This window comes from Paenibacillus sp. FSL H3-0310 (assembly GCF_038002785.1).
Taxonomy (GTDB): Bacteria; Bacillota; Bacilli; order Paenibacillales; family Paenibacillaceae; genus Paenibacillus_AQ; species Paenibacillus_AQ odorifer.
The window spans coordinates 544,446-564,001 of sequence record NZ_JBBODC010000001.1 but is presented as its reverse complement, the minus strand read 5'-3'; the positions used below and the strand labels follow the sequence as shown (position 1 = coordinate 564,001).

17 protein-coding genes, 1 pseudogene and 1 riboswitch are annotated in these 19,556 nt (G+C 46.7%); of the genes and pseudogenes, 2 read left to right on the top strand and 16 right to left on the bottom strand.

What is annotated here, in order from left to right; genetic code table 11:
- The gene (locus MHH63_RS02645) at positions 1-474 is read left to right on the top strand and encodes a hypothetical protein (RefSeq protein ID WP_341171189.1); all 474 of its coding nucleotides are present in this window, start codon (positions 1-3) and stop codon (positions 472-474) included.
- Positions 475-579: 105 nt separating this feature from the next.
- Here MHH63_RS02645 and MHH63_RS02640 read toward each other — a convergent pair whose 3' ends face one another.
- The 4 genes from MHH63_RS02640 to MHH63_RS02625 all read right to left on the bottom strand — a co-directional run bounded on the left by MHH63_RS02640 (position 580) and on the right by MHH63_RS02625 (position 4,718).
- Positions 580-2,052 (bottom strand): glycosyltransferase family 4 protein, encoded by a 1,473-nt coding sequence (locus MHH63_RS02640; RefSeq protein ID WP_076280493.1) that lies wholly within the window; start codon positions 2,050-2,052, stop codon positions 580-582.
- A 171-nt stretch (positions 2,053-2,223) separates the two neighbouring features.
- The gene (locus MHH63_RS02635; protein WP_175619029.1) at positions 2,224-2,394 is read right to left on the bottom strand and encodes a hypothetical protein; all 171 of its coding nucleotides are present in this window, start codon (positions 2,392-2,394) and stop codon (positions 2,224-2,226) included.
- Positions 2,395-2,447: 53 nt separating this feature from the next.
- Positions 2,448-3,563: a CgeB family protein gene (locus MHH63_RS02630; protein ID WP_076134266.1), complete on the bottom strand. Its 1,116-nt coding sequence runs from the start codon at positions 3,561-3,563 to the stop codon at positions 2,448-2,450.
- Between the two features lie 54 nt (positions 3,564-3,617).
- Positions 3,618-4,718, bottom strand: coding sequence for a CgeB family protein (locus tag MHH63_RS02625; RefSeq protein WP_076098583.1), 1,101 nt, complete (start codon positions 4,716-4,718; stop codon positions 3,618-3,620).
- A gap of 253 nt (positions 4,719-4,971) precedes the next feature.
- Here MHH63_RS02625 and MHH63_RS02620 point away from each other — a divergent pair, with 253 nt between their 5' ends.
- Entirely contained in the window at positions 4,972-5,724 is a 753-nt protein-coding gene (locus tag MHH63_RS02620) for an AAA family ATPase (RefSeq protein WP_340394577.1), read from the top strand.
- Between the two features lie 325 nt (positions 5,725-6,049).
- Here MHH63_RS02620 and MHH63_RS02615 read toward each other — a convergent pair whose 3' ends face one another.
- The 12 genes and pseudogenes from MHH63_RS02615 to MHH63_RS02560 all read right to left on the bottom strand — a co-directional run bounded on the left by MHH63_RS02615 (position 6,050) and on the right by MHH63_RS02560 (position 19,545).
- Positions 6,050-6,964, bottom strand: a complete 915-nt coding sequence (locus MHH63_RS02615) for a phosphotransferase (RefSeq protein ID WP_341171188.1) — start codon at positions 6,962-6,964, stop codon at positions 6,050-6,052.
- A 26-nt stretch (positions 6,965-6,990) separates the two neighbouring features.
- Positions 6,991-7,895, bottom strand: a pseudogene (locus tag MHH63_RS02610) (IS1595 family transposase); the annotation flags it as partial.
- Positions 7,896-8,067: 172 nt separating this feature from the next.
- A complete protein-coding gene (wsfD, locus tag MHH63_RS02605) occupies positions 8,068-9,483 on the bottom strand; it encodes a glycan biosynthesis hexose transferase WsfD (protein ID WP_076220570.1) in 1,416 nt (471 codons plus the stop codon).
- Positions 9,484-9,491: 8 nt separating this feature from the next.
- Positions 9,492-11,390, bottom strand: a complete 1,899-nt coding sequence (locus tag MHH63_RS02600) for an LTA synthase family protein (RefSeq protein ID WP_341171187.1) — start codon at positions 11,388-11,390, stop codon at positions 9,492-9,494.
- Between the two features lie 206 nt (positions 11,391-11,596).
- A complete protein-coding gene (locus MHH63_RS02595) occupies positions 11,597-12,763 on the bottom strand; it encodes a hypothetical protein (RefSeq protein ID WP_341171186.1) in 1,167 nt (388 codons plus the stop codon).
- The gene (locus MHH63_RS02590; protein ID WP_341171185.1) at positions 12,763-13,302 is read right to left on the bottom strand and encodes an RNA polymerase sigma factor; all 540 of its coding nucleotides are present in this window, start codon (positions 13,300-13,302) and stop codon (positions 12,763-12,765) included. The genes MHH63_RS02595 and MHH63_RS02590 overlap by 1 nt, the downstream gene beginning before the upstream one ends.
- A gap of 173 nt (positions 13,303-13,475) precedes the next feature.
- Entirely contained in the window at positions 13,476-14,813 is a 1,338-nt protein-coding gene (locus MHH63_RS02585) for a 5'-deoxyadenosine deaminase (protein WP_076130441.1), read from the bottom strand.
- Between the two features lie 70 nt (positions 14,814-14,883).
- A riboswitch (purine riboswitch) is annotated at positions 14,884-14,982 on the bottom strand.
- 2,513 nt (positions 14,983-17,495) lie between these two features.
- The gene (locus MHH63_RS02580; protein WP_341171184.1) at positions 17,496-18,026 is read right to left on the bottom strand and encodes a GNAT family N-acetyltransferase; all 531 of its coding nucleotides are present in this window, start codon (positions 18,024-18,026) and stop codon (positions 17,496-17,498) included.
- Between the two features lie 142 nt (positions 18,027-18,168).
- The gene (locus tag MHH63_RS02575) at positions 18,169-18,609 is read right to left on the bottom strand and encodes a hypothetical protein (RefSeq protein ID WP_139330222.1); all 441 of its coding nucleotides are present in this window, start codon (positions 18,607-18,609) and stop codon (positions 18,169-18,171) included.
- Positions 18,590-18,892: a hypothetical protein gene (locus MHH63_RS02570; RefSeq protein WP_051491084.1), complete on the bottom strand. Its 303-nt coding sequence runs from the start codon at positions 18,890-18,892 to the stop codon at positions 18,590-18,592. The genes MHH63_RS02575 and MHH63_RS02570 overlap by 20 nt, the downstream gene beginning before the upstream one ends.
- On the bottom strand, positions 18,889-19,233 hold the full coding sequence (locus MHH63_RS02565; protein ID WP_036679724.1) for a hypothetical protein: 345 nt from the start codon (positions 19,231-19,233) through the stop codon (positions 18,889-18,891). The genes MHH63_RS02570 and MHH63_RS02565 overlap by 4 nt, the downstream gene beginning before the upstream one ends.
- 24 nt (positions 19,234-19,257) lie before the next feature.
- The gene (locus MHH63_RS02560) at positions 19,258-19,545 is read right to left on the bottom strand and encodes a hypothetical protein (protein WP_036679726.1); all 288 of its coding nucleotides are present in this window, start codon (positions 19,543-19,545) and stop codon (positions 19,258-19,260) included.
- Positions 19,546-19,556 lie beyond the last annotated feature (11 nt).

Genomic DNA, 19,556 nt, shown 5'->3' with positions numbered 1-19,556 from the left:
ATGAGATCATTTAGCGGGATTTATACCGCTCATTGGGCTCAGGTTGCTGGAATGAGCTCTTTTTGCGGGAAATGTACTGTTCATTGGGCCCAGGTTGCTGGATTGAGCTCATTTAGCGGGATTTATACCGTTCATTTGGCTCAAGTTGCTGGATTGAGCTCATTTAGCGGGATTTATACCGTTCATTGGGCTCCGGTTGCTGGAATGAGCTCATTTAGCGGGATTTATACCGCTCATTGGGCTCCGGTTGCTGGAATGAGCTCTTTTTGCGGGATTTATACCGCTCATTGGGCTCTGGTTGCTGGATTGAGATCAATAAGCGGGAATTATACCGCTCATTGGGCTCCGGTTGCTGGAATGAGCTCATTTAGCGGGATTTATACCGCTCATTGGGCTCCGGTTGCTGGATTGAGATCAATGAAGGGCATTTTTGCCCCTCTTTGCACTCAGCTAGCTGAATTCGACGAAATCTAGGGCAAATATGCCTCTCTTTGCGCTCGGCTAGCCGAATTCGACGCATTCGAGGGCATATATGCCTCTCTTTGCGCTCAGCTTGCCGCTTCGCTGCAATCGAGGCATTTACGCCGCGCGCCGCCGCCCACCGCGGCGGGCCCGGCGGCGCTTGCCCCCGGCGGTGCTGCGCCGCCGGGCAGAACCTTTACGCCGCTTGCGAGCAACGCGGCGCAAAACCAACGGGCGCCCGCTTCGCCGGCGCGCCCGGGCTTTGCCGCGCCGCTTGCGGGCGACGCGGCTTGGCAGGCCCTTGCTTCGCGGCGGCAAAGCCGGCGACGCTGCGGGTAAATCAGGCTGGACAGCGGGTGGTTCCACCACCACCACGCTGTCAGCCTCGCGCACCGCAGGTGCGCTGCAATAGCGGAGGTTCCACATCTCCGCAAGACCCTGCAGGCGGCTCCGATAAGCCGCCGGACCATATACGGCGTCGACGCGCTCCCGCGCTTGACTGCCTAGAGTTAACGCCAATCCCGGCTGCGCCAGCATGACGTTGACTCTTTCTGCCAGCGCGGAAATGTCCGATGCTGGCACGAGATTTTCGCCGCAGCCCGCTGCGTGCAGAATTTCCCGCAAGCCCCCAGAGTCGTAAGCGATCACGGGCTTTCCAAAAGCCATTCCTTCCAAAGCAGTCATACCGAAGCCTTCGCGGATCAGACTAGGAACCACTAGCACATCCATGGCGCAATAGGCAGATGGAAGACATTCAGCATAACCAACAAATTTAAACCGGGTGTACAGTCCCTCAAGCTTTACCTTGCGGACACAACGCTCATAATAGCTTTTATCGCCAGCTGACCCAATGACAACAAATTTCGAGCTTGGATGAACCGCGTGCACAAGCACAGCCATTTTCACAAAATGTTCTAGACCTTTTTCTTTGTTGATAAAAGAAGAAATATAACCGATCAGCTGTTCATGCGGTTTAACCCGCAATTCCCGCCGCCGTTCGCTCCGAAGCTTGCTCCAAGCCTCAATCATCATCTCTTTATCATTCCAAGAGGGAGGCAGCTGGATCACTTTTTCCGCTCTCACGTCCTCTGGAAAGCAAGCTGCAGCTGTTTGTGAAATAGCTAGTATCTCATCACTATTCCGATGAATCAGCCCTACACTAATAGGTGTATATTCATTGTCTGTTATCGTCTCTGATATTTTCCATATCACCGGAATGCCCAGTGACTTTGCAGCCATTGCTGGCAGAGCATGCACACAGGTACTTGTAATAACAAACGCCGGGCGCAGGGAATTCAGCCAGTCTGTTAATTCGTGATACTCCCTGCTTTCCTGGAATTTCTGAGCATCTGCCTCCAACCCTGCATAAGGAGTGTACATTCCATATAAAAGAGGAATCGAAAGCAACTGTACACTTATTCCACAGCTTCGAGCCTGAGAAGTCAGCTTGCCGTCCTGAGGCGCAACGAGAATACAATTAAAGTACGGAGAAAGCTCCTGAGCGAAAAACAACAATAGCTTCTCCGCTCCCGTAATACTGCGTGTATTGGATACATGTGAAAAGAGGACGATTGTAGCTTTGTCAGCCATGGCGTTTCGGCGCTCCCTAACGAGGGGCCTGGAGCAGCCATTCACCTCCTTAAAAAATTTACAAACTTTGCGCTAATTTCTATCCTTCGCAGTAAAACTCTCTTTGAAAATGGTCGCTCCTGTGACTCGCAACATCGCTTCCGCTTCGCTCTAGAATCTCGTCAGTCAATTTCAATTCGCTCCCGAGCTTCGCCCCTTCACTTCCACTCTGCTCTCGAATCTAGCCAGTCGCTTCCGCTCCGCTATACAAGCCCGCTCCAGACGTTGCTTCTTTTCATCAGGCCACAGGCATAAGCTGAGGTTCGGTTCTACAGTATATCGAGGAAAAACAGATGCCGGCACGACACCTGTCCCCTGGTAAGCGCACATTTCCGTTCCATTTCCGGGCATATGACCTAGCCATAAATTACTGTTAACAGCTGGTGTATACGTTTGGTGTAGGTGTGATCCTTAAGCGTCCGTTCAAAAGCGCGCAGGGCAATCGCACGGCGTTCTTCCTCATGAGTCAGGTAATAACGGATTTTATCCATCATTTCTTGAGGGCTTGCAAAAGTCTCAATTTCTTCACCAGGTTTGTAGAAAGATCCCATATCATCTCTGGCATCCACTAATTGCAGCGTACCCGTAGCCGCGATTTCAAAAGTACGCGGATTAGGAGATACCGCCGGAATCGAAAGCGTATTGTTGTTCACTACTTCATCAATGTGCGAGCGGTGGAGGTTAATGACGATTTTGGATCCGCTGTAAGCTACCGCTGTTTCCTGTGGTGACATCCACTTGCCAATCTCAATTCGATCTCCATAGAGTGCCGCCTCAGGCAGACGGTCCCACCAGATGCCGTTAATCACCGTGTTATAGTTCATCAAATCCGGAAGAATCTCACGGAAGAAATTAACCCGGTTCCAATAGGCAGAGCCAATAAAACTAACTTCGCGATTCAATGGTGAACGTGTTGTAGTTGGACGGTAATGCTCGCGGTGAGCGGCAAAAGGAAGATAATGAACTTCAGGGCAGCCAAGTCCCTTATAAAAATCAATACAATTACGCTCAAGCGTGAACACAAAATCGTAATGCGCCACAATTTTAACTGTAAAATCAGTGTAATAAGGATCATCTGTAAGCCAAATGGCTGTCTTAATTCCGCTAGCCCGAAGAACGGAGATCTGCTCAAGCGGTAAATCCATACCATCCAGCACAAGTACCAGATCCGGTCTTTGAGCGGCGGCTAACTCCACTAAGTTTTGACGCACATCTGTTATCGTGACTTGTGTGGTTAATTTTTGCAGCGCGTAGAGGACTGCATCGTCTAATGGAGAGTAGGGATATCCTTTACCAGAAGCCACATACATTACATGAATATTCCGTACAGGAAATACTTCTTCTGGCCGACCATCTAAAATCGCAAGCCGTCCCCGTAAATATCCCTCATCATATCCGCCCTTAAAACCACTCAGACGACCACGAAGCTTTTCTTCCTCTGGAGGTGTCAGTGGTAGCGGTGGTGCAGGCATAATAAATTCATTGTTGTTCATCATCATCCTCGCTCCTTTATCCCGTTATAGATTTCATACACTTGAAGCAATCACATTCAGCAAATGAGGCAAACGCGCAGTGAATGTATGGTTCCGCATGGTTGTCTGTAGTCCCCGTAAAGCGTAAATTCGGCGCTCTTTTTCATGCTTCAGATAGTACTCAATCTTCTCCTGCAATTCCTTAGCAGAGCCAAAAGTATCCAAGTCATAACCTGGCCGATAATAATTGCCCAGATCCTCACGAACATCCGTAAGCTGCATAGTACCGCAGGCACTGATCTCATAAGTACGTGGGTTGATAGAGCGTGATGGTAAACGGAAGCTATTCCGGTTATCCTGCCCCTCCTCCCACGGACGGTGAATATTAATGACTAGCTTTGCACCACTGTAATAGTTCGCAGTTTCCTCAGGTGGGATAAAGCCATTGCTAATAAAAGGGGCAAGCTGGTCATAAGTCGCAAGCCGTTCCCAGAAGCCGCCAGCGATCAGCACCTTCTTATCCTTTAAATAGGGGGCAAGTTCATCAAACAGCGCTGTCCGATTATGAAATGCATTGCCAATAAACACAATGTCGTACTTATACTGCGGTGCCGTACGGCGCGGATAGAACATCTTTGGATTGACGCAAAGCGGTAAATAATGAACGGATGGAACTCCAAAGGATTGATAAAACTCCACACAACCGAGCTCATGCGTAAAGACGTGATCATAATGCCGGCAAATCACTGAAGTATCCTCTGTAAAATAAGGATCATCCACAAACCAGATCGCAGTCCGAATGCCCAGCTTTCTGATTTCTGTAATCTGTTCTAAATGATTTTCCGGAAAAACATGCAGTCCATTCATAACCAGCACTGCCCCGGGCATCTCCCGAGCTGCGGTCTCCAGCATAGTTTCTGGAGTGCTTATCACAAGCTCACTTACAAGCTGCTGAAGCGCCTCAATTACCCCAGTATCGATTGCATGGAACCCTTGAGGAACATACATTAGCTTAAATGGCCGACAGGCTTCGACCTCTACAGTACTCCGACGCTGCACAGCCTCACACATGCCAAGACGATATCCTTCGTGATAACCGTCGCGATAATCTCGCGGACGCTTGTGTTTTCTCCTTTTCGCTTTCACGGCCTTCACCCTGCCCCGTTGTATTCTCAAGACAGTATAACTATATGCGGAGTCAGCACTCGCCTCATGGACATCTGTCATTACTAGAACTAAATTGGCAGATGTACCCTGTCTTTTGCCCGGCTTGCCCGAACCCCACCAGATTTCATCCACTCGCTGGATGCTGTTATACTATAAAGGTCTAGCTAGAGGCACTAAACTTGTCATCTCTGTCCAATCTGTCCGAAGATGATTACTTTTTGAAATTCACAAGGGGGGAACTATGAATAACACCACGTTGTATTTGCGACACGCGGAGCTGCTGCGTGATCTGGTGCCATCCTTTCAAACCTATCCATTTCATCTGCCTGCTGTTCGAACGCTGGATCGCCTGACTTTTCAAAAACCAGTGACCTTTCTTGTTGGAGAGAACGGCACAGGCAAATCAACCTTGTTAGAGGGAATTGCTGCTGCTTGGGGCTTTAACCCTGAGGGTGGAACGCTAAACTTTTCTTTTAACACTCGTTCCTCGCATTCGAATCTTTATGAGTATTTTAGAATTGCTAGAGGGGTTAGACGGCCGAAGGACGGCTTTTTTCTGCGTGCGGAGAGTTACTATAATGTGGCTTCTTATATTGATGAGTTGGATGAACAACCCGGTGGCCCACCGATCAAAGACTCCTACGGAGGCAAATCTCTGCATGAGCAGTCCCACGGAGAGTCTTTTTTAGCTACATTCGTTCACCGTTTCGACGGCCGCGGCCTTTATATCCTCGACGAGCCTGAAGCAGCGCTTTCCCCCTTACGTCAAATGTCTCTGCTGGTGCGTATGCATGAGCTGGTCGGACAGGATTCACAGTTCATTATCGCAACTCATTCCCCCATTCTGATGTCCTATCCCGGTGCTGAAATTTTTCTCTTGGAGGGGGAGGGAATACGGTCCGTCGCCTTGGAGGAAACCGAACATTATACCGTGACCAAAGCGTTTATGAACGATCGTCAAGGGATGTTGCGTGAGTTATTTGAAGATGAATAAGCATACACGACTTCGACGTCCCTTTAAGGACGGTAAGCGTTTAAGCGAGAAATATAAGGATAATTTACAACATGGAACATATAAATTCTTATATTATAGGCTATGTTAAATTCTAATGTTGATATTTGACCATAAGAAAACCGCCTTCGTTGAAAAGGCGGTTTATTGCTATCGTGTCCCGTTAGCGCAACGACTTACTCTGTTGAATTTCGTGTTCCTCAACATAAAGCGGCATCAGAGAAGGCGGATCGTACCTTATCGCGGCCTTTAAACGACAAAATGGTGCCGATAGCCATAGCCCCATAGCCGCAACGAAATAATAAGCCTAATCCGACAGTGCCCGCATGATGTTGGATTTCGCCTCTGCCGCAATTGCTTCATTCCCGTCATCGACCGCTTGCATTAAGATCAGTATGGGGATGTATACCGCGATTAGCCGCGCCAGCAGCTTCGTTTCCTCGTCCGCTCCTCCGTACGTTTCGAAAAACACGCCGCGAGCGTAAGGTGGTAAAAAGCTATAAGCAACGCTCAAATCGCAAGCCGGATGGCCTATGCTCAGATCGCCCCAATCAATGATGCCGGAAACGATCCCGTTCTCATTCACAAGCATATTTTTGAAATGAAGATCGCCATGTAGCAGTGCATTCACCGCCTCGACACGGTCCTTTTGCAGCCTGCTAATATACGCTTCAATCACACCGGACTCCTCCGGCGACAAGTGTTCAACCACCTTCGATAGAAAGCCCTCCAATTTCACTTTGCGCGATGCTATGTCCGTCAAGTTTCGATGATCTTGCTGAACTCCGCACTTCAGCGCCGCCTGCACCGGAAACTCATGCAATCTCCGCAAAAATTTCGCCAGCGTCTCTGCCGATAAAGCCCGGCGTTCTTCCGTCAAACCGATTGGGAAATCTCCTAGCACGTAGGCATAGCCAAGAAATGGTGCCGGGTATTCGTCACTTGCTTCGCCATAAAACAACGGTTTCGGATAGGGGATGGTTATATATGCCTCCAGCTTTGGCAGCAGCTTCCCTTCCATACGAATCGAGCCAACTGCAATCGTTCTTCTTGGAAACCGAAACACGTACTCGTCACCGATGAGAAAAACCGTATTGTCCCAGCCCCAGCCCAATCGCTTCACTTGCTTCGATGACAGCTGAGGGAATTGTCTGCCGATCAGCGTCCGCGCCTGCTCTTCGTTAACCTCCCACTCCGCATCCCATACATTCGTTCCTCCCATGAATTGTCTGCCTCCTCGTTCCTTACGTTATTTAGATGTTTACATTCCCTAAAAGTGAAGCGATCCATCCATTTCTTCAAGCGGCTGTGGTAGCTGTTTACGTTTTGGATATGGTACACGCCTTTCACACGTTGTTTTCCGTCGGACTTGAATCGGCAATGAGTCATGCCTTTTGAATTCGCATAGGAGCTAAATGCCCTCCATGAATCAGTGCATAACACGTTTGAGTCAGATAGATGACCACCAATCGCTTCGTCTAATTTTGTAATCCGAATACGTCCACGCCCAAGTACGCCAGAGTAAGTCATTTTCTGACGGTCACGGGCAACCAGCACGCACACTTGATCGTGGCTTATACCACGATATTTCGCTTTGCCGCCACGTTTACGTGGCTTGCGTTCGGTAATATTCCGCTTGCCCTTTTCCGAGTAAAGAAAGTAGGTCTCGTCCATTTCACCAATATCTTGAAATGCTTCGGTTGGAATCTGCTTCAGAGCGGAAAGAATCTTATGCCGCTAGTAAAACAAGTTGACATGCGTGACTTCATCGTTTAACTGCTCTGCACATTTTCTCAGAGAAAAGCCCTCAATCATGCATTCGATATAACGAACCCACATATGAGGTCGCCTCATTCGTTGCAGAGGGGTGTTCGTAAGGTCATTGAATGTTTGGCGACAGGACTTACAACGGTAACGTTGACGTTTAACCTCTCCAGTGCGTGTTCTTACAGCCTACTTTCCAAATCGAACAACAGAATGGTTTTTGCAATGCGGGCAAACAAGTCCATCTTTATGCTTCTGCTCTTGAATTTCATCAATCGCTCGAACTGGAAGTGCCACTCCCTTGGTTCGGGACTGCAAAAAGTAGATAAGTTCTCGCTTACCATTATCGTCCAACGTATCAGCAGCTTTTTCAGTTCCTTTAAATCCATGGGCAAATCATCTCCGAACAGTTATATCGCCCTTATTATAGAACACTTGTTCTTAATTATGAATATCAACAACAAAGTTTAACATAGCCATATTTTTTAAAAAACAGCAGGTCTCCAAATCGGAAACTTGCTGTTTGCTTTGTGTTATTTTGTGTTTGATAGGTGCTTGAAATTAGCGTCTCGCAATCCCCGTCAGCTTGTGTATAATCCATCCAAACATGACTACAACCATCATATCGAAGCACACATTAAACAAGAATAAATGCTTACCGATGTCAGCCCTTCCGTCCCCAAGAATCGGAACCAAGAAGGAGAAAATCCCTATTAGCCCTAGCAGCATCAGCAGCTCGCCGGCAACTTTGCCACGAATATCTCTGCTGCGGAAATACTGGAACAAAGCTCCCGCAAAATACACCAGATAGAATATGGAGAGAAATCCGAGCGTGTGCGGAATATGTTTATTTTTGAATTGGCTCCATGCACTGTAAGTATAGGATAATGCACCTGCTGGTTTATTCTCGCTTTTCTCGTAGTTTCCTAGATAATACGGGCGAATCGCCATGCTGTTACTGGCAGCATATTTCATATTATCTATCAACCGGTCCGGATGCTTCAGATAGAAGAACAATACATCTTTATGAGATACACGGTCATAGAAGTCTGGAACCAGCGAAGGATCATTCTGCTTAATCACTGTATCGGTCTGAAAATAATTTGTACCCGCCAGTACCTCCAGCCGCTCCGGCAATCCGAGATCCTGCAAGTCTCCCTTCACATCCGGCGATTCGTTTAAAATCCCAAAAAACACCGTTTGATACAGATTAATATGCTTCAGATCTTTTGGCGCTGCCACATACAAAACGATGGATACAAGAAAGATGGCAATCGAAAAACGTAACGCCAGCTTCCTCCATTTGCCCTCTCCGTCAAGCATCATAAACCGCAAGAAAATCAGAGCAAAGGCAATCCCAATGGGTGCATTCTGGATTTTGGAGGTGACCAGAAACAGAATTGCGATAAAAAACAAAGTTAATCCTTTAGTGGTTGGCTTCTCTTGGCTGGTTAATCTTAATCCTAATGCAAATGTCAGCAGCATAAACACCATCGACACTGGTTCTCCAAACAAGGAGTTGAAATAGGCCACATACCCGATATCGTAAAACACAAATAAGATAGCTGCTCCCAACAGCAGCCCTGTAACATAAGAGCCACGAGCATTATACTTCACCAGCAGCCAAGTTGCCGCCAGTAAAAGAAGCCCATAAACTGCACCCAGCAAACGAACATCAAAAAAGCTGCCATGGATGAGCCCGCCGATCAATCTCGGCACAAGTACTATAAAAATCTGTGAGGAAGGATAAAAACCTCTAAATAAATTTTCATACGCAAAACTGGAATGACTAAAATTGAAAAACTGGTCGGCATACGATGCTCCAGTGTCATAGTAGTTCAGACCGATGGTATTCATCATACGCAAAAAATCTCCGTTATCGGCAACACCAATAAAAGGCCCTACGAATAGCAAATAAATAATGATACCGCAGCCGGCAAGGCCTACGAGATACTCCGGTTTCCAGAACTTTTTCATGATTCCCCCTATCTCTGTGGTAACAGCTTCACATATTCGTCGGACAAATTCATTAGCTTCAAAATATACTCATAATCAGTCTGATATTTTGTGAAATCCGATACTGGCTTAAGCGTATCCAACGACACAGCTTTACCATCAGCAAAATCTTTACCAGGCACATAGAGAATATCATCATTAAAGAAAGAACCAGAAGGCAAATAATACCGCATCCCTAACACATTACGATCAATGTTCAAGAGATCATGACCAAATGCTGTATAACCTTCTTCTTTTAAAGAAACCCCCAATAGGTTAGCTATTATTGGAAGAATATCCAACTGTCCACCGGTTCTCTCTACTACCTTCCCTTGCTCCATTCCTGGTACATGTACAATCAATGGAATATTAAAGCGACTGATTCGGGAATCGTATGGAATCCCCAGTGCACTTTCCACTTGCTCCGGTGGCACATCCTGCGGCTGCAAGCCAAAATGATCGCCATACATCACCAGCACAGTGTTATCCCACATTCCATTTTTCTTCAAACCCTCTATTAAAGTTCCAATGGCATAATCAGTATAGTTAATAGCAGTCAAATAATCGCCAAGCATCGTGTTTTTTAACTCATCAGGCACTGATATCTTCTTAAAAGAGTCCGGAATTTGGAAGGGATGATGGCTGGACGCCGTCACCATTTGTGCGTAGAAAGGAGTTCCTTTCTTCTGCAGCTCTGCCAATTTCTCGACACCCGTAATATAAAGCTGTTCATCGGAAGCACCAAACGCATTAAAATGATCATTGGTAAAATAATCTTTATCATAATAGCCGTTAAATCCAAGTGCAGGATATAGCTCATTCCGATTCCAAAAGCCCACTTGATTCACGTGAAAGGTGTACGCCTCATATCCTTTATCTCTCAGCAGACGTGGTAGGCTCGGCAGTTCTCTGTCCCCGAATCCAGTGGACATTGCCAAGGTCCCGATTGGATAAATCGACGTGTTGCTCATAAATTCAGCGTCAGAAGTATTGCCCGGACCAATCTGCTGGTAGACATGGGGGAAGTAAAATCCCTCATCTGCCAACTTGTTCAACACTGGAGTCAGCTCTTGACCCTTCAGGGATTGATGCAGCGGGAAGTTTTGGAAAGCTTCCATTTGGATGACAATTACATTTTTGCCCTTTTGCGAGCCGAAATACTCAGGTGCTGTGCCCGCGGCCTTACTACTATAAGGATAGGAAGCTTGTAGCTCATCAATCTTCGCGATGGTATCCTTAATATCTCCGGTTCCAATGAGATTGTTATCTTCCTTGACCTTAATTGCGGCAACGACCTCATAATTCAGGAATCCGGCACTTTCTGCCTGCACAAGCTCATTTGTAATTCCCCGCGCAGAATTGACAGAATTGGCCGATAAAGCAAAACCTCCAAGAATAGCCACCAGAATCACCATCATATGTGCCAATCGTGTGTTCCGGGAGCTGAATCGCTCACGCCCACGCGGATAGGCTTTTCCATGCTTCCATCTGCGGATCAAGACATAGATTGCCATGATCACAAAATCAGCGAAAAATAAATAATCAATAGTCTGTATCGTTGATTCTACGCTTGCCTTCACTTGAAACACCTGATTCAGTTCATATAAAGCCAGATACGTAGGAACAGAACCAAAGTGATTGAAATATACACTGGCTGCGAACAGCAGCAGCGATAATATCCCGTTAAATGTCCAATAGACAGCTGTTCTCACCCGCGAAGGAGTAATGACCGCCAGTATCCCCATGATGAAGAGGACTGGAGCAACATCTGCTGCAATCCATTCCCAAGCAATTCTATCAAAGAACAGCACTCTCAGCAGGAGCAGCTTCAACCATAGCAGCAGGACAACAATATAGAACTGAGCTCGATTCGGCCCGTGCTTTTTCACGTTTTAATCCCCTCTTACCTTTTCATTTGTTCTGATTATGAACTCTATTCATCTTTTCTGTAAAATATCAGATTGTTCTAGTATAACAATACTTACTTTTTTTATCAAAAATGTGCACCATTCGCTCCCACTACAAACAGGGAAATCCCGCACCTTTTCGGCTGTGGAACCTCCCTATTTAAGCCTATTATGTTATGCCTTTCAATCTAAGACTGGCTTGCTGGCAAATCCTCTTTTACCTTCCAGATCGTTAAATCACTATCATAATATACAGTAATCTCAGGACTGCCAAGCTTATGAAAGGTGAGATTCCCGGGCTCCTGATCTCTTTTAAGCAAGCTATATTCGCCCACATCAGCAACGCTAAATATCTTAGTCAGCAGAGGTGCTGCCTTCTCACGTAGGCGATCCCCATCAATTAGAGATAACTCCCGGTCTAATACCGTTAGTTGTTTGGGATCTGTTTTATCACTAGCACGAGGATTTGTATCACTAATCTGCTCAACCCTTCTAGTAACAGTATCGAACGTAACCGAAACCTTTGATCCGTATTGCAGCGTAAGCGTATCCTGATCCTTGTCCATAGCCCGAAATACTAAACTAAGCTCTTCATCACCTCCGTTACCTCTCAACACCTTCAATGCCTCTTCCCCAGCTTGACGCATCTCTTCTGAAACCGTCGAGGCCTCAAGCGTGGCTGATGCGTAATCGAATTCACCATTTACAAATCCGATACGCCATTTCTCCGCCCTAAAGTTATTCTCAATTTTCACGCCAGAATGTTGTGTAACATCATATTCAACGTATCTGAGCACTTCATAAGCTGAATCATTCGCATAACCCAGTTTGCCCTTGATCTCTTCCGCACGGGTATTCATTTCAGCGTCGATCTCCGCAGCTGTCAGAATCCTACTCATCTTCGTTTGCACCAGTTCTCCTGTCTCATAATTGATCCAGATATATGCGGAGTCCTCACCTTTCTGGTAAGAGTAAAATATCTGCTGTTGCTCCTTAAGCCATTCCCGGTGATCTAGCGGATAAGTCTTTCCAAGTAAACTCTGCATCACCTGATCTGCGTTCCGCTGTAGCTCAGCCTCCGTGAAATGCGACGAAACCTCAGTTTGCGCAGGGTTGCTTGAATCATTACCGAGGAACCTTCCGTTCAGAAAGAATACACCTAAGCCCAACAATACAATAAAACTCGCCACAGCCAACAATTGCACAGGCAGTCTTTTTCCTGAGTAAGATTTCGCTCCCTGTTGATCTTCTTGAATTCGGCGAATGACGTTGTCTGCATGCCTCATAGTAAACTTTTCATTTCCAAAAGGTCCTTTTCGGGCCTGAGCATACCATTCCGGTTTATGATCCTCCATCATTCTACCCCCTTTAATTTGTTCTGAATTTTTTGCCGCGCTCGGTGCAATCTTGATTTTACCGTTCCGTGACTCAAGTTCATCAGTTCAGCTATTTCTTTTATAGAGAGCTCATATTTCAAATCCAGGACCAATATTTCGCGCAGCTTTGGAGACAATGCCATAATTAGATCCCATATCTCACCAATGGACTGATTACCCAAATACTCCATCTCCGCAGATCGGGCTACGCCAATAGGTTCGATAGTTTTTCCCCGCTGCTCCACATCAACCGTGGACAATGGCTGTACACCACCCCATAAGCCCGAACGAAAAAAGCGCGATTTCCGGTGCGAAAAAACAGTATTCCTGGCAATCGTAAGCAACCATGCTTTAAATGAAGAATTCCCCCGGTACGTTCCAATCCGGTAATAACATTTAATAAATACTTCTTGAGCCAGATCATCGGCTTGTTCAGAATTTTTGGTAAGATAATAGATATAATTCCATATATCCTCTCCGTAACGGCTCATGATTTCTCTTAGTTGCTGTTCATTCATCGTCTCGCTATGCTGAAGACCTTCCAGTTCCAATTAGCTTCACCTCACTTAATACGACCTCATAAAAGGCACTTTAGTTCCCTTATGTTCATATTTTCTCATAAAAAAACAGGGGGTCCAGTGATGATCCCCTGCGAATGATAAGATATCCGAATCCGAATCGACCTTTCCCCTCAAACGATCGAGGTATGCGTGAGTAATCTTTTAATAGAACGGTTAGCTTCATTTAGTACAATTTCTTTATCCACAGTCTTTAGCAAACCTCTTTCCATCACGATCTCCCCGTCGATTATCGTTGTCTCCACATCTGCCCGCGTAGCGGAATATACAATTCTAGAGATGGGATCTACGTCGTAAGAGGGGAAGGTATGAAAATTGTAGAGATTCAGGAGCACTAGATCTGCTTTTTTGCCTACCTCGATACTCCCGATCTTATCCTCCATCCCTACGGCCTTCGCCCCACCAATAGTAGCCATACGGAATACACTGCGGGCATCCATGGTTGTGGGTCCGTGATGAGGCTTTTGAATAATCGCCGCCAATCGCATCTCATTAAACATATCCAGATTGTTATTGCATGGAGCGCCATCCGCTCCCAGACTAAGAGAAACATGCTCATGAAGCATCCCTGGTGTGTCCGCAATTCCGGAGGCCAATTTCAGATTGGAACCCGGGCAATGACTTACATGCACCCCTCGATCCCGCAAAATCCGCCGCTCCTCAGCATCCAGCCACACGCAATGCGCCAGTATAAGCCGTTCATTGGCTAATCCTAGATGATCCAGATAGACGATGTTACGCATGCCAGTCATGGCCTGCACAATCTCAATTTCCCCTAAATTCTCAGACGCATGAGTATGCACCTTCACATCGTATCTTGCGGACAGATCTCGCACCTCGGTTAATAAAGGCTCTGTACAGGAAATCACAAAACGTGGAGAAAATGCATACTGAATCCGGCCGTTTCCATAACCATTCCATTTTTCCAGTAGATCGACACTTTCCTGCAAAGAAGATGCGGTATCCTCCTGCAGCGCCTCAGGCACATCTCCCCCTTTTTGATCCATCATCACCTTGCCGGACAAGGCCCGGATTCCACTTTTAGCTATAGCCTGAAACGCAAAATCCGTATGATGGACAGTCTCCATATCCACAATCGTCGTCGTGCCGCTGGTGATCAGTTCGCCGATGCCAAGCATAGCCGAATAATAAAGGGATTCTTCATCATGCGCGGCCTCTAATGGCCAGATTCGTTTGCGCAGCCAATCCATCAGCTCCAGATCGTCCCCTTTACCACGGAATAACGTCTGGCATAAATGAATATGAGTCTGGATAAAACCCGGAATTAATGTACGGTTCGTAGCATCAATGATCTGTTCGTCGCCCTGCGGGATCAGGCCAGTGCCGATTTCAACAATGAGATCATCCTTAATCCGGACATCCCCGTGTATTATTTCCTCTTGCTTGTTCATCGTAATGATTTCGGCATTTTTGATCAAAATATTTCCCATAGCCCTTCTCCCCCTCATTGAGTTAATTCCAGTACAACCTCACGCATGTAGCACAAAAAGGCCACAAAAATATGCCTGAGCATATTTTCGTAGCCAGAAATTTACGGTTTCCGGTAGAGACCCTTAAACCAATTATTAAGGATATACGAAAAAAGGCTATTCATTTGTAATTTGAATAGTCCAATAATAAGCTAAAGACAGGTTATATGTCAATATACATGACACATAAAATTGATTTCGTTTTATTAATACCGTTTAATTAAAGGAATTTAGTATTTTATGTTATGTTAAATAACATAATTCGATTTATGATCACGATTATTCTGTTTGAAGAAAATTTCGATCACGATACCCTGTACTTTGCGTCAGATTTACTGTCAGGAAAACATAAAAAAAAAGCTATCCGAGAGCTATTTCATGGCTTAAGAGACAGCCGTTTCGTTCGATTAGTCGGCCATTTCGCACGATTAGGTCGACCATTTCGGACAGTATCTCTGCTTACTCTAACGCGTTGTGCTAAACCACTGCCTGCATATAGCGCAATATGATAAACTGGTCAGAGCCCGCTAGTGCACGCCTAGCTCTATTCATCTAACTGACCTATGCCGGCCCTACTGCTACTCAACTGCTACTTCTGCGCTTCTACTTCTGCTACTACTACAACTACAGCTCCTACACTACTCCTACTTCTGCACCACCACTTTCCCCTTGCGCCTATTACACTGCTACGTCTACTGCTTCTGCTACTACTGTCCCTACACTACTTCTACTACTTCTACTTCTGCACGCACTTCTACGTTCCCCTTGCGCCTATTACACTGCTACGTCTACTTCTGCTACTACTACACTACTCCTACTTCTGCACTTCCACTTTCTCCTTGCGCCTATTACACTGCTACGTCTACTGCTTCTGCTTCTACTACTGCCCCTACACTACTCTTATTTCTGCACTTCTACGTTTCCCTTGTGCCTATTACACTGCTACGTCTACTGCTTCTGCTTCTACTACTGCCCCTACGCTACTCTTATTTCTGCACTTCTACTTTCTCCTTGCGCCTACTCCACTGCTACTTCTACTGATACTGATACTGCTTCTGCTTCTACTTCTACACTACTCCTACTTCTGTACTTCTACTTTCTCCCTGCGCCTACTCCACTGCTACTTCTACTGCTTCTGCTACAACAACTACAACTCCAGCTCCTACACTACTCTTATTTCTGAACTTCTACTTTCTCCTTGCGCCTATTACACTGCTACGTCTACTGCTTCTGCTTCTACTACTGCCCCTACACTACTCTTATTTCTGCACTTCTACGTTCCCCTTGCGCCTATTACACTGCTACGTCTACTGCTTCTGCTACAACAACTCCAGCTCCTACACTACTCTTATTTCTGCACTTCTACTTTCTCCTTGCGCCTATTACACTGCTACGTCTACTGCTTCTGCTTCTACTACTGCCCCTACACTACTCTTATTTCTGCACTTCTACGTTCCCCTTGCGCCTATTACACTGCTACGTCTACTGCTTCTGCTACAACAACTCCAGCTCCTACACTACTCTTATTTCTGCACTTCTACTTTCTCCTTGCGCCTATTACACTGCTACGTCTACTGCTTCTGCTTCTACTACTGCCCCTACACTACTCTTATTTCTGCACTTCTACGTTCCCCTTGCGCCTACTCCACTGCTACATCTACTTCTGCTTCTACTGCTGTCGCTACGTCCACACCACAGGTGAGTCATACTCAGCCATTGATGCTTAAGGACCCAGATGACGCTATTTGCACATTTTCCGCCTTTTGAGAAGGGTTTCGGACTCCAGTGACGCTATTCTCTCGAAACAGGTCCATATGCAATGTATTTTCTACCAATAGCTGCGCTGGAGTCCGATAGCATCCCAAATGTGGGAAAATCCCACGTTTAAGGTCATCTGGGTCCGTTACTGTCGAGTCACACTCAGCCACTGATGCTTTCGGACCCAGATGACACTATTTGCACATTTTCGCTTATTAATCAGGGTTTCGGACTCCAATGACGCTATTTGCACATTTATCGCCTTTGGAGCAGGGTTTCGGACTCCTGTGACGCTATTCCCTCGAAACAGGTCCATATGCAGTGTGTTTTATAGTAATAGCTGCGCTGGAGTCCGATAGCATCCCAAATGTGGGAAAATTCCACGTTTAAGGTCATCTGGGTCCGTTACTATCGAGTCATACTCAACTGCTGATGCTTATGGACCCAGATGACGCTATTTGCATATTTTCGCTTATTGATCAGGTTTCGGACCCAGCTGACGCTATTTGCACATTTATCGCCTTTTGAGCAGGGTTTCGGACTCCTGTGACGCTATTCCCTCGAAACAGGTCCATATGCAGTGTGTTTTATAGTAATAGCTGCGCTGGAGTCCGATATCATCCCAAATGTGGGAAAATTCCACGTTTAAGGTCATCTGGGTCCGATAGTGTCGAGTCATACACTGCCACTGATGCTTTCGGACCCAGCTGACGCTATTTGCACACTTATCACCTTTTGAGCAGGTTTTTCGTAAGCGCAAATGCGCAAATGCTACCTAATCAAACAAAGTTTTTGTTTAGAGAAAGGTGTTATTTTCACGAAAAAAGAGGATATCCCAGCAGCCATTTGATGGCTCATGAGATATCCTCTGGTTCTCTCGCTATGTTAAGCTTCCGAGTTTCCATGCTTTTCTAGAACCTTCTCGAACACCGGAAAATTAGCGGTGCGCCCCGGAAAAGTTACTTCACCCCTGCGATCATAACCTAACTTGGGATATAGGGCGAGTGCCCCAGTGTTCTTAGCATATGTATCCAGACGGATACTGGAATAACCATTCTGGCGAGCATATTCTTCTGCATAAGTGCTAAGACGCCGCGCAACTCCCTTCCCTTGCACTTCGGGATGCACAGCCAATCTATGCATAATTAAATGAGGCCCTTGCGTTTCAGTCCAGTCAATCTTCCCATACTGCTCAGATTGGTGCTCGTCCAACACTAGAATGCCGGCCACCGCATTGTTCTCCTCACATACCCATAGATTGCCACGTTCAATATCAAGGGAGATGATCTCCCGGTTCGGATAATGCTCGTCCCACTGATCGCTGCCACCTGCTTGCATCACCTGTACGCATTTGGCAATCAGCTCCATAATTTCATCAATCTCATCTTTGCGTGCTCTGCGAATCTCAGTACCCATGAATCATCCCTGCCTTCATCTTAACCTCATATTATTTTCACTTTCATTATGAAGTTTATCACATCGGCAGCGCAGCAAACCAGTCCGCACGAAAACCCCAAGACCCGCTCACGGACGGAGCGGATCTTGTCATCTGTGTCTCCTAGCTGAATTCCAGCTTATGCCCGTCCTCGAAGCCCTTGGCGAAACCGGCGTCGAACCCCACGTTGTATGCTTCGGTGTAGCCCTGTTGAAAGGCGTCTGCCGGAGGCGTTTCCGGCGAAACGCCCAGCTCCGGGGGGAGCGGAATTACCTGTGGAGCAGGCGGAGCCTCGCTCACGGGTACCACAATCACCGGTGGTTGCGCAACCCTTACTTTACGAACAAGCTTGCGACGAAGTCTTCTTTTCTTGCGTAGCAATAGGCCTTTCTTTGACTTCCCATAACGAGCAGTTTTCCGGGCAAGAACTCTGCGGGATTTACGGGCTAGCCCTTTACGAACTTTTGCTTTCCGCGAGAGCAGCAATGTGCGTCTACGGGTTCTGCCTGAACGTAGCGTTCTGCGGCTTTTTTTCTTCATGCTTCTACTCCTCCTGTGCTCCATGTTCTCTGGAGGTTCCTACGGCGTATGCCTTGCTCAGCCATGGCGCAGCAGGAATTCCCCGTTTAGGACGATGTAGTGAAATCCCGGACATCATCCGGCACATCGCACTCTGATACCCACTTAAAATCCTGATATTGTCGCTCAATTTGCGGGCCGTCAACTCAGATTGCTCCGTCAATTCGGCGATGCTCTCCAAGATGGCCGCCAAAGCAGCCTGACTGCGCGAAATGGAGCGAATCATCTCCAGCTTGACGGCATGTTCAGAGAGACGGTCCCCGCTCATTTGCTGTCTTCTCCAAAACTAAAGCCATCACCTGACATGTCTCCAAAACCTTCCCCGCCACCATCGTCTTCACCACTGCCCAGCACTGCTTTTAAATTGCTGTAGAGTCCGTTCTCCAGTTTGGTCAGCCCTTCGACCATCTCCACGATGACCTCGTGTATAGAGAGGGACTCCTTCAGTTGCTCACTGTGGGAATCAAAGGCTCTAGCGTGGATATGATGCTGTGCCCACTGCTTTACCTTTTCAGCTTCAACCGCCTTAGCTTCCAGAATCAACGCAACGTTCCACTGGATGGCGGCGGTGGACTCCAGCATTTGCAGATAAGCCTTTTCTCTGCTCATCTTCCGCCTCCTGCTCCTATAGCGTTACTCTTCTTCTTGACCGTTCAATTCCTTAATCACTCTGCCTACCCCATCAGCCATCGCTTCTTCCAGATCTGCAAGTGCATTCAAGTAAGCAATAATGTTCTTGTTTACCTGAGTTGAGCTTTCGATCATCCCGCTGATCCCATCAAAATCAGGCTCGGCATCTGGCAGATCGTGGACAATTTGCGACATACGGACAGCCACATGGCGCTCAGCATCTAGAATCCGCGCCATCTGTTCGTGCGTATGGGCCATGTGCTGCAGGACTTTAGTTATTTTACTCTGCACCTTCATGTCTC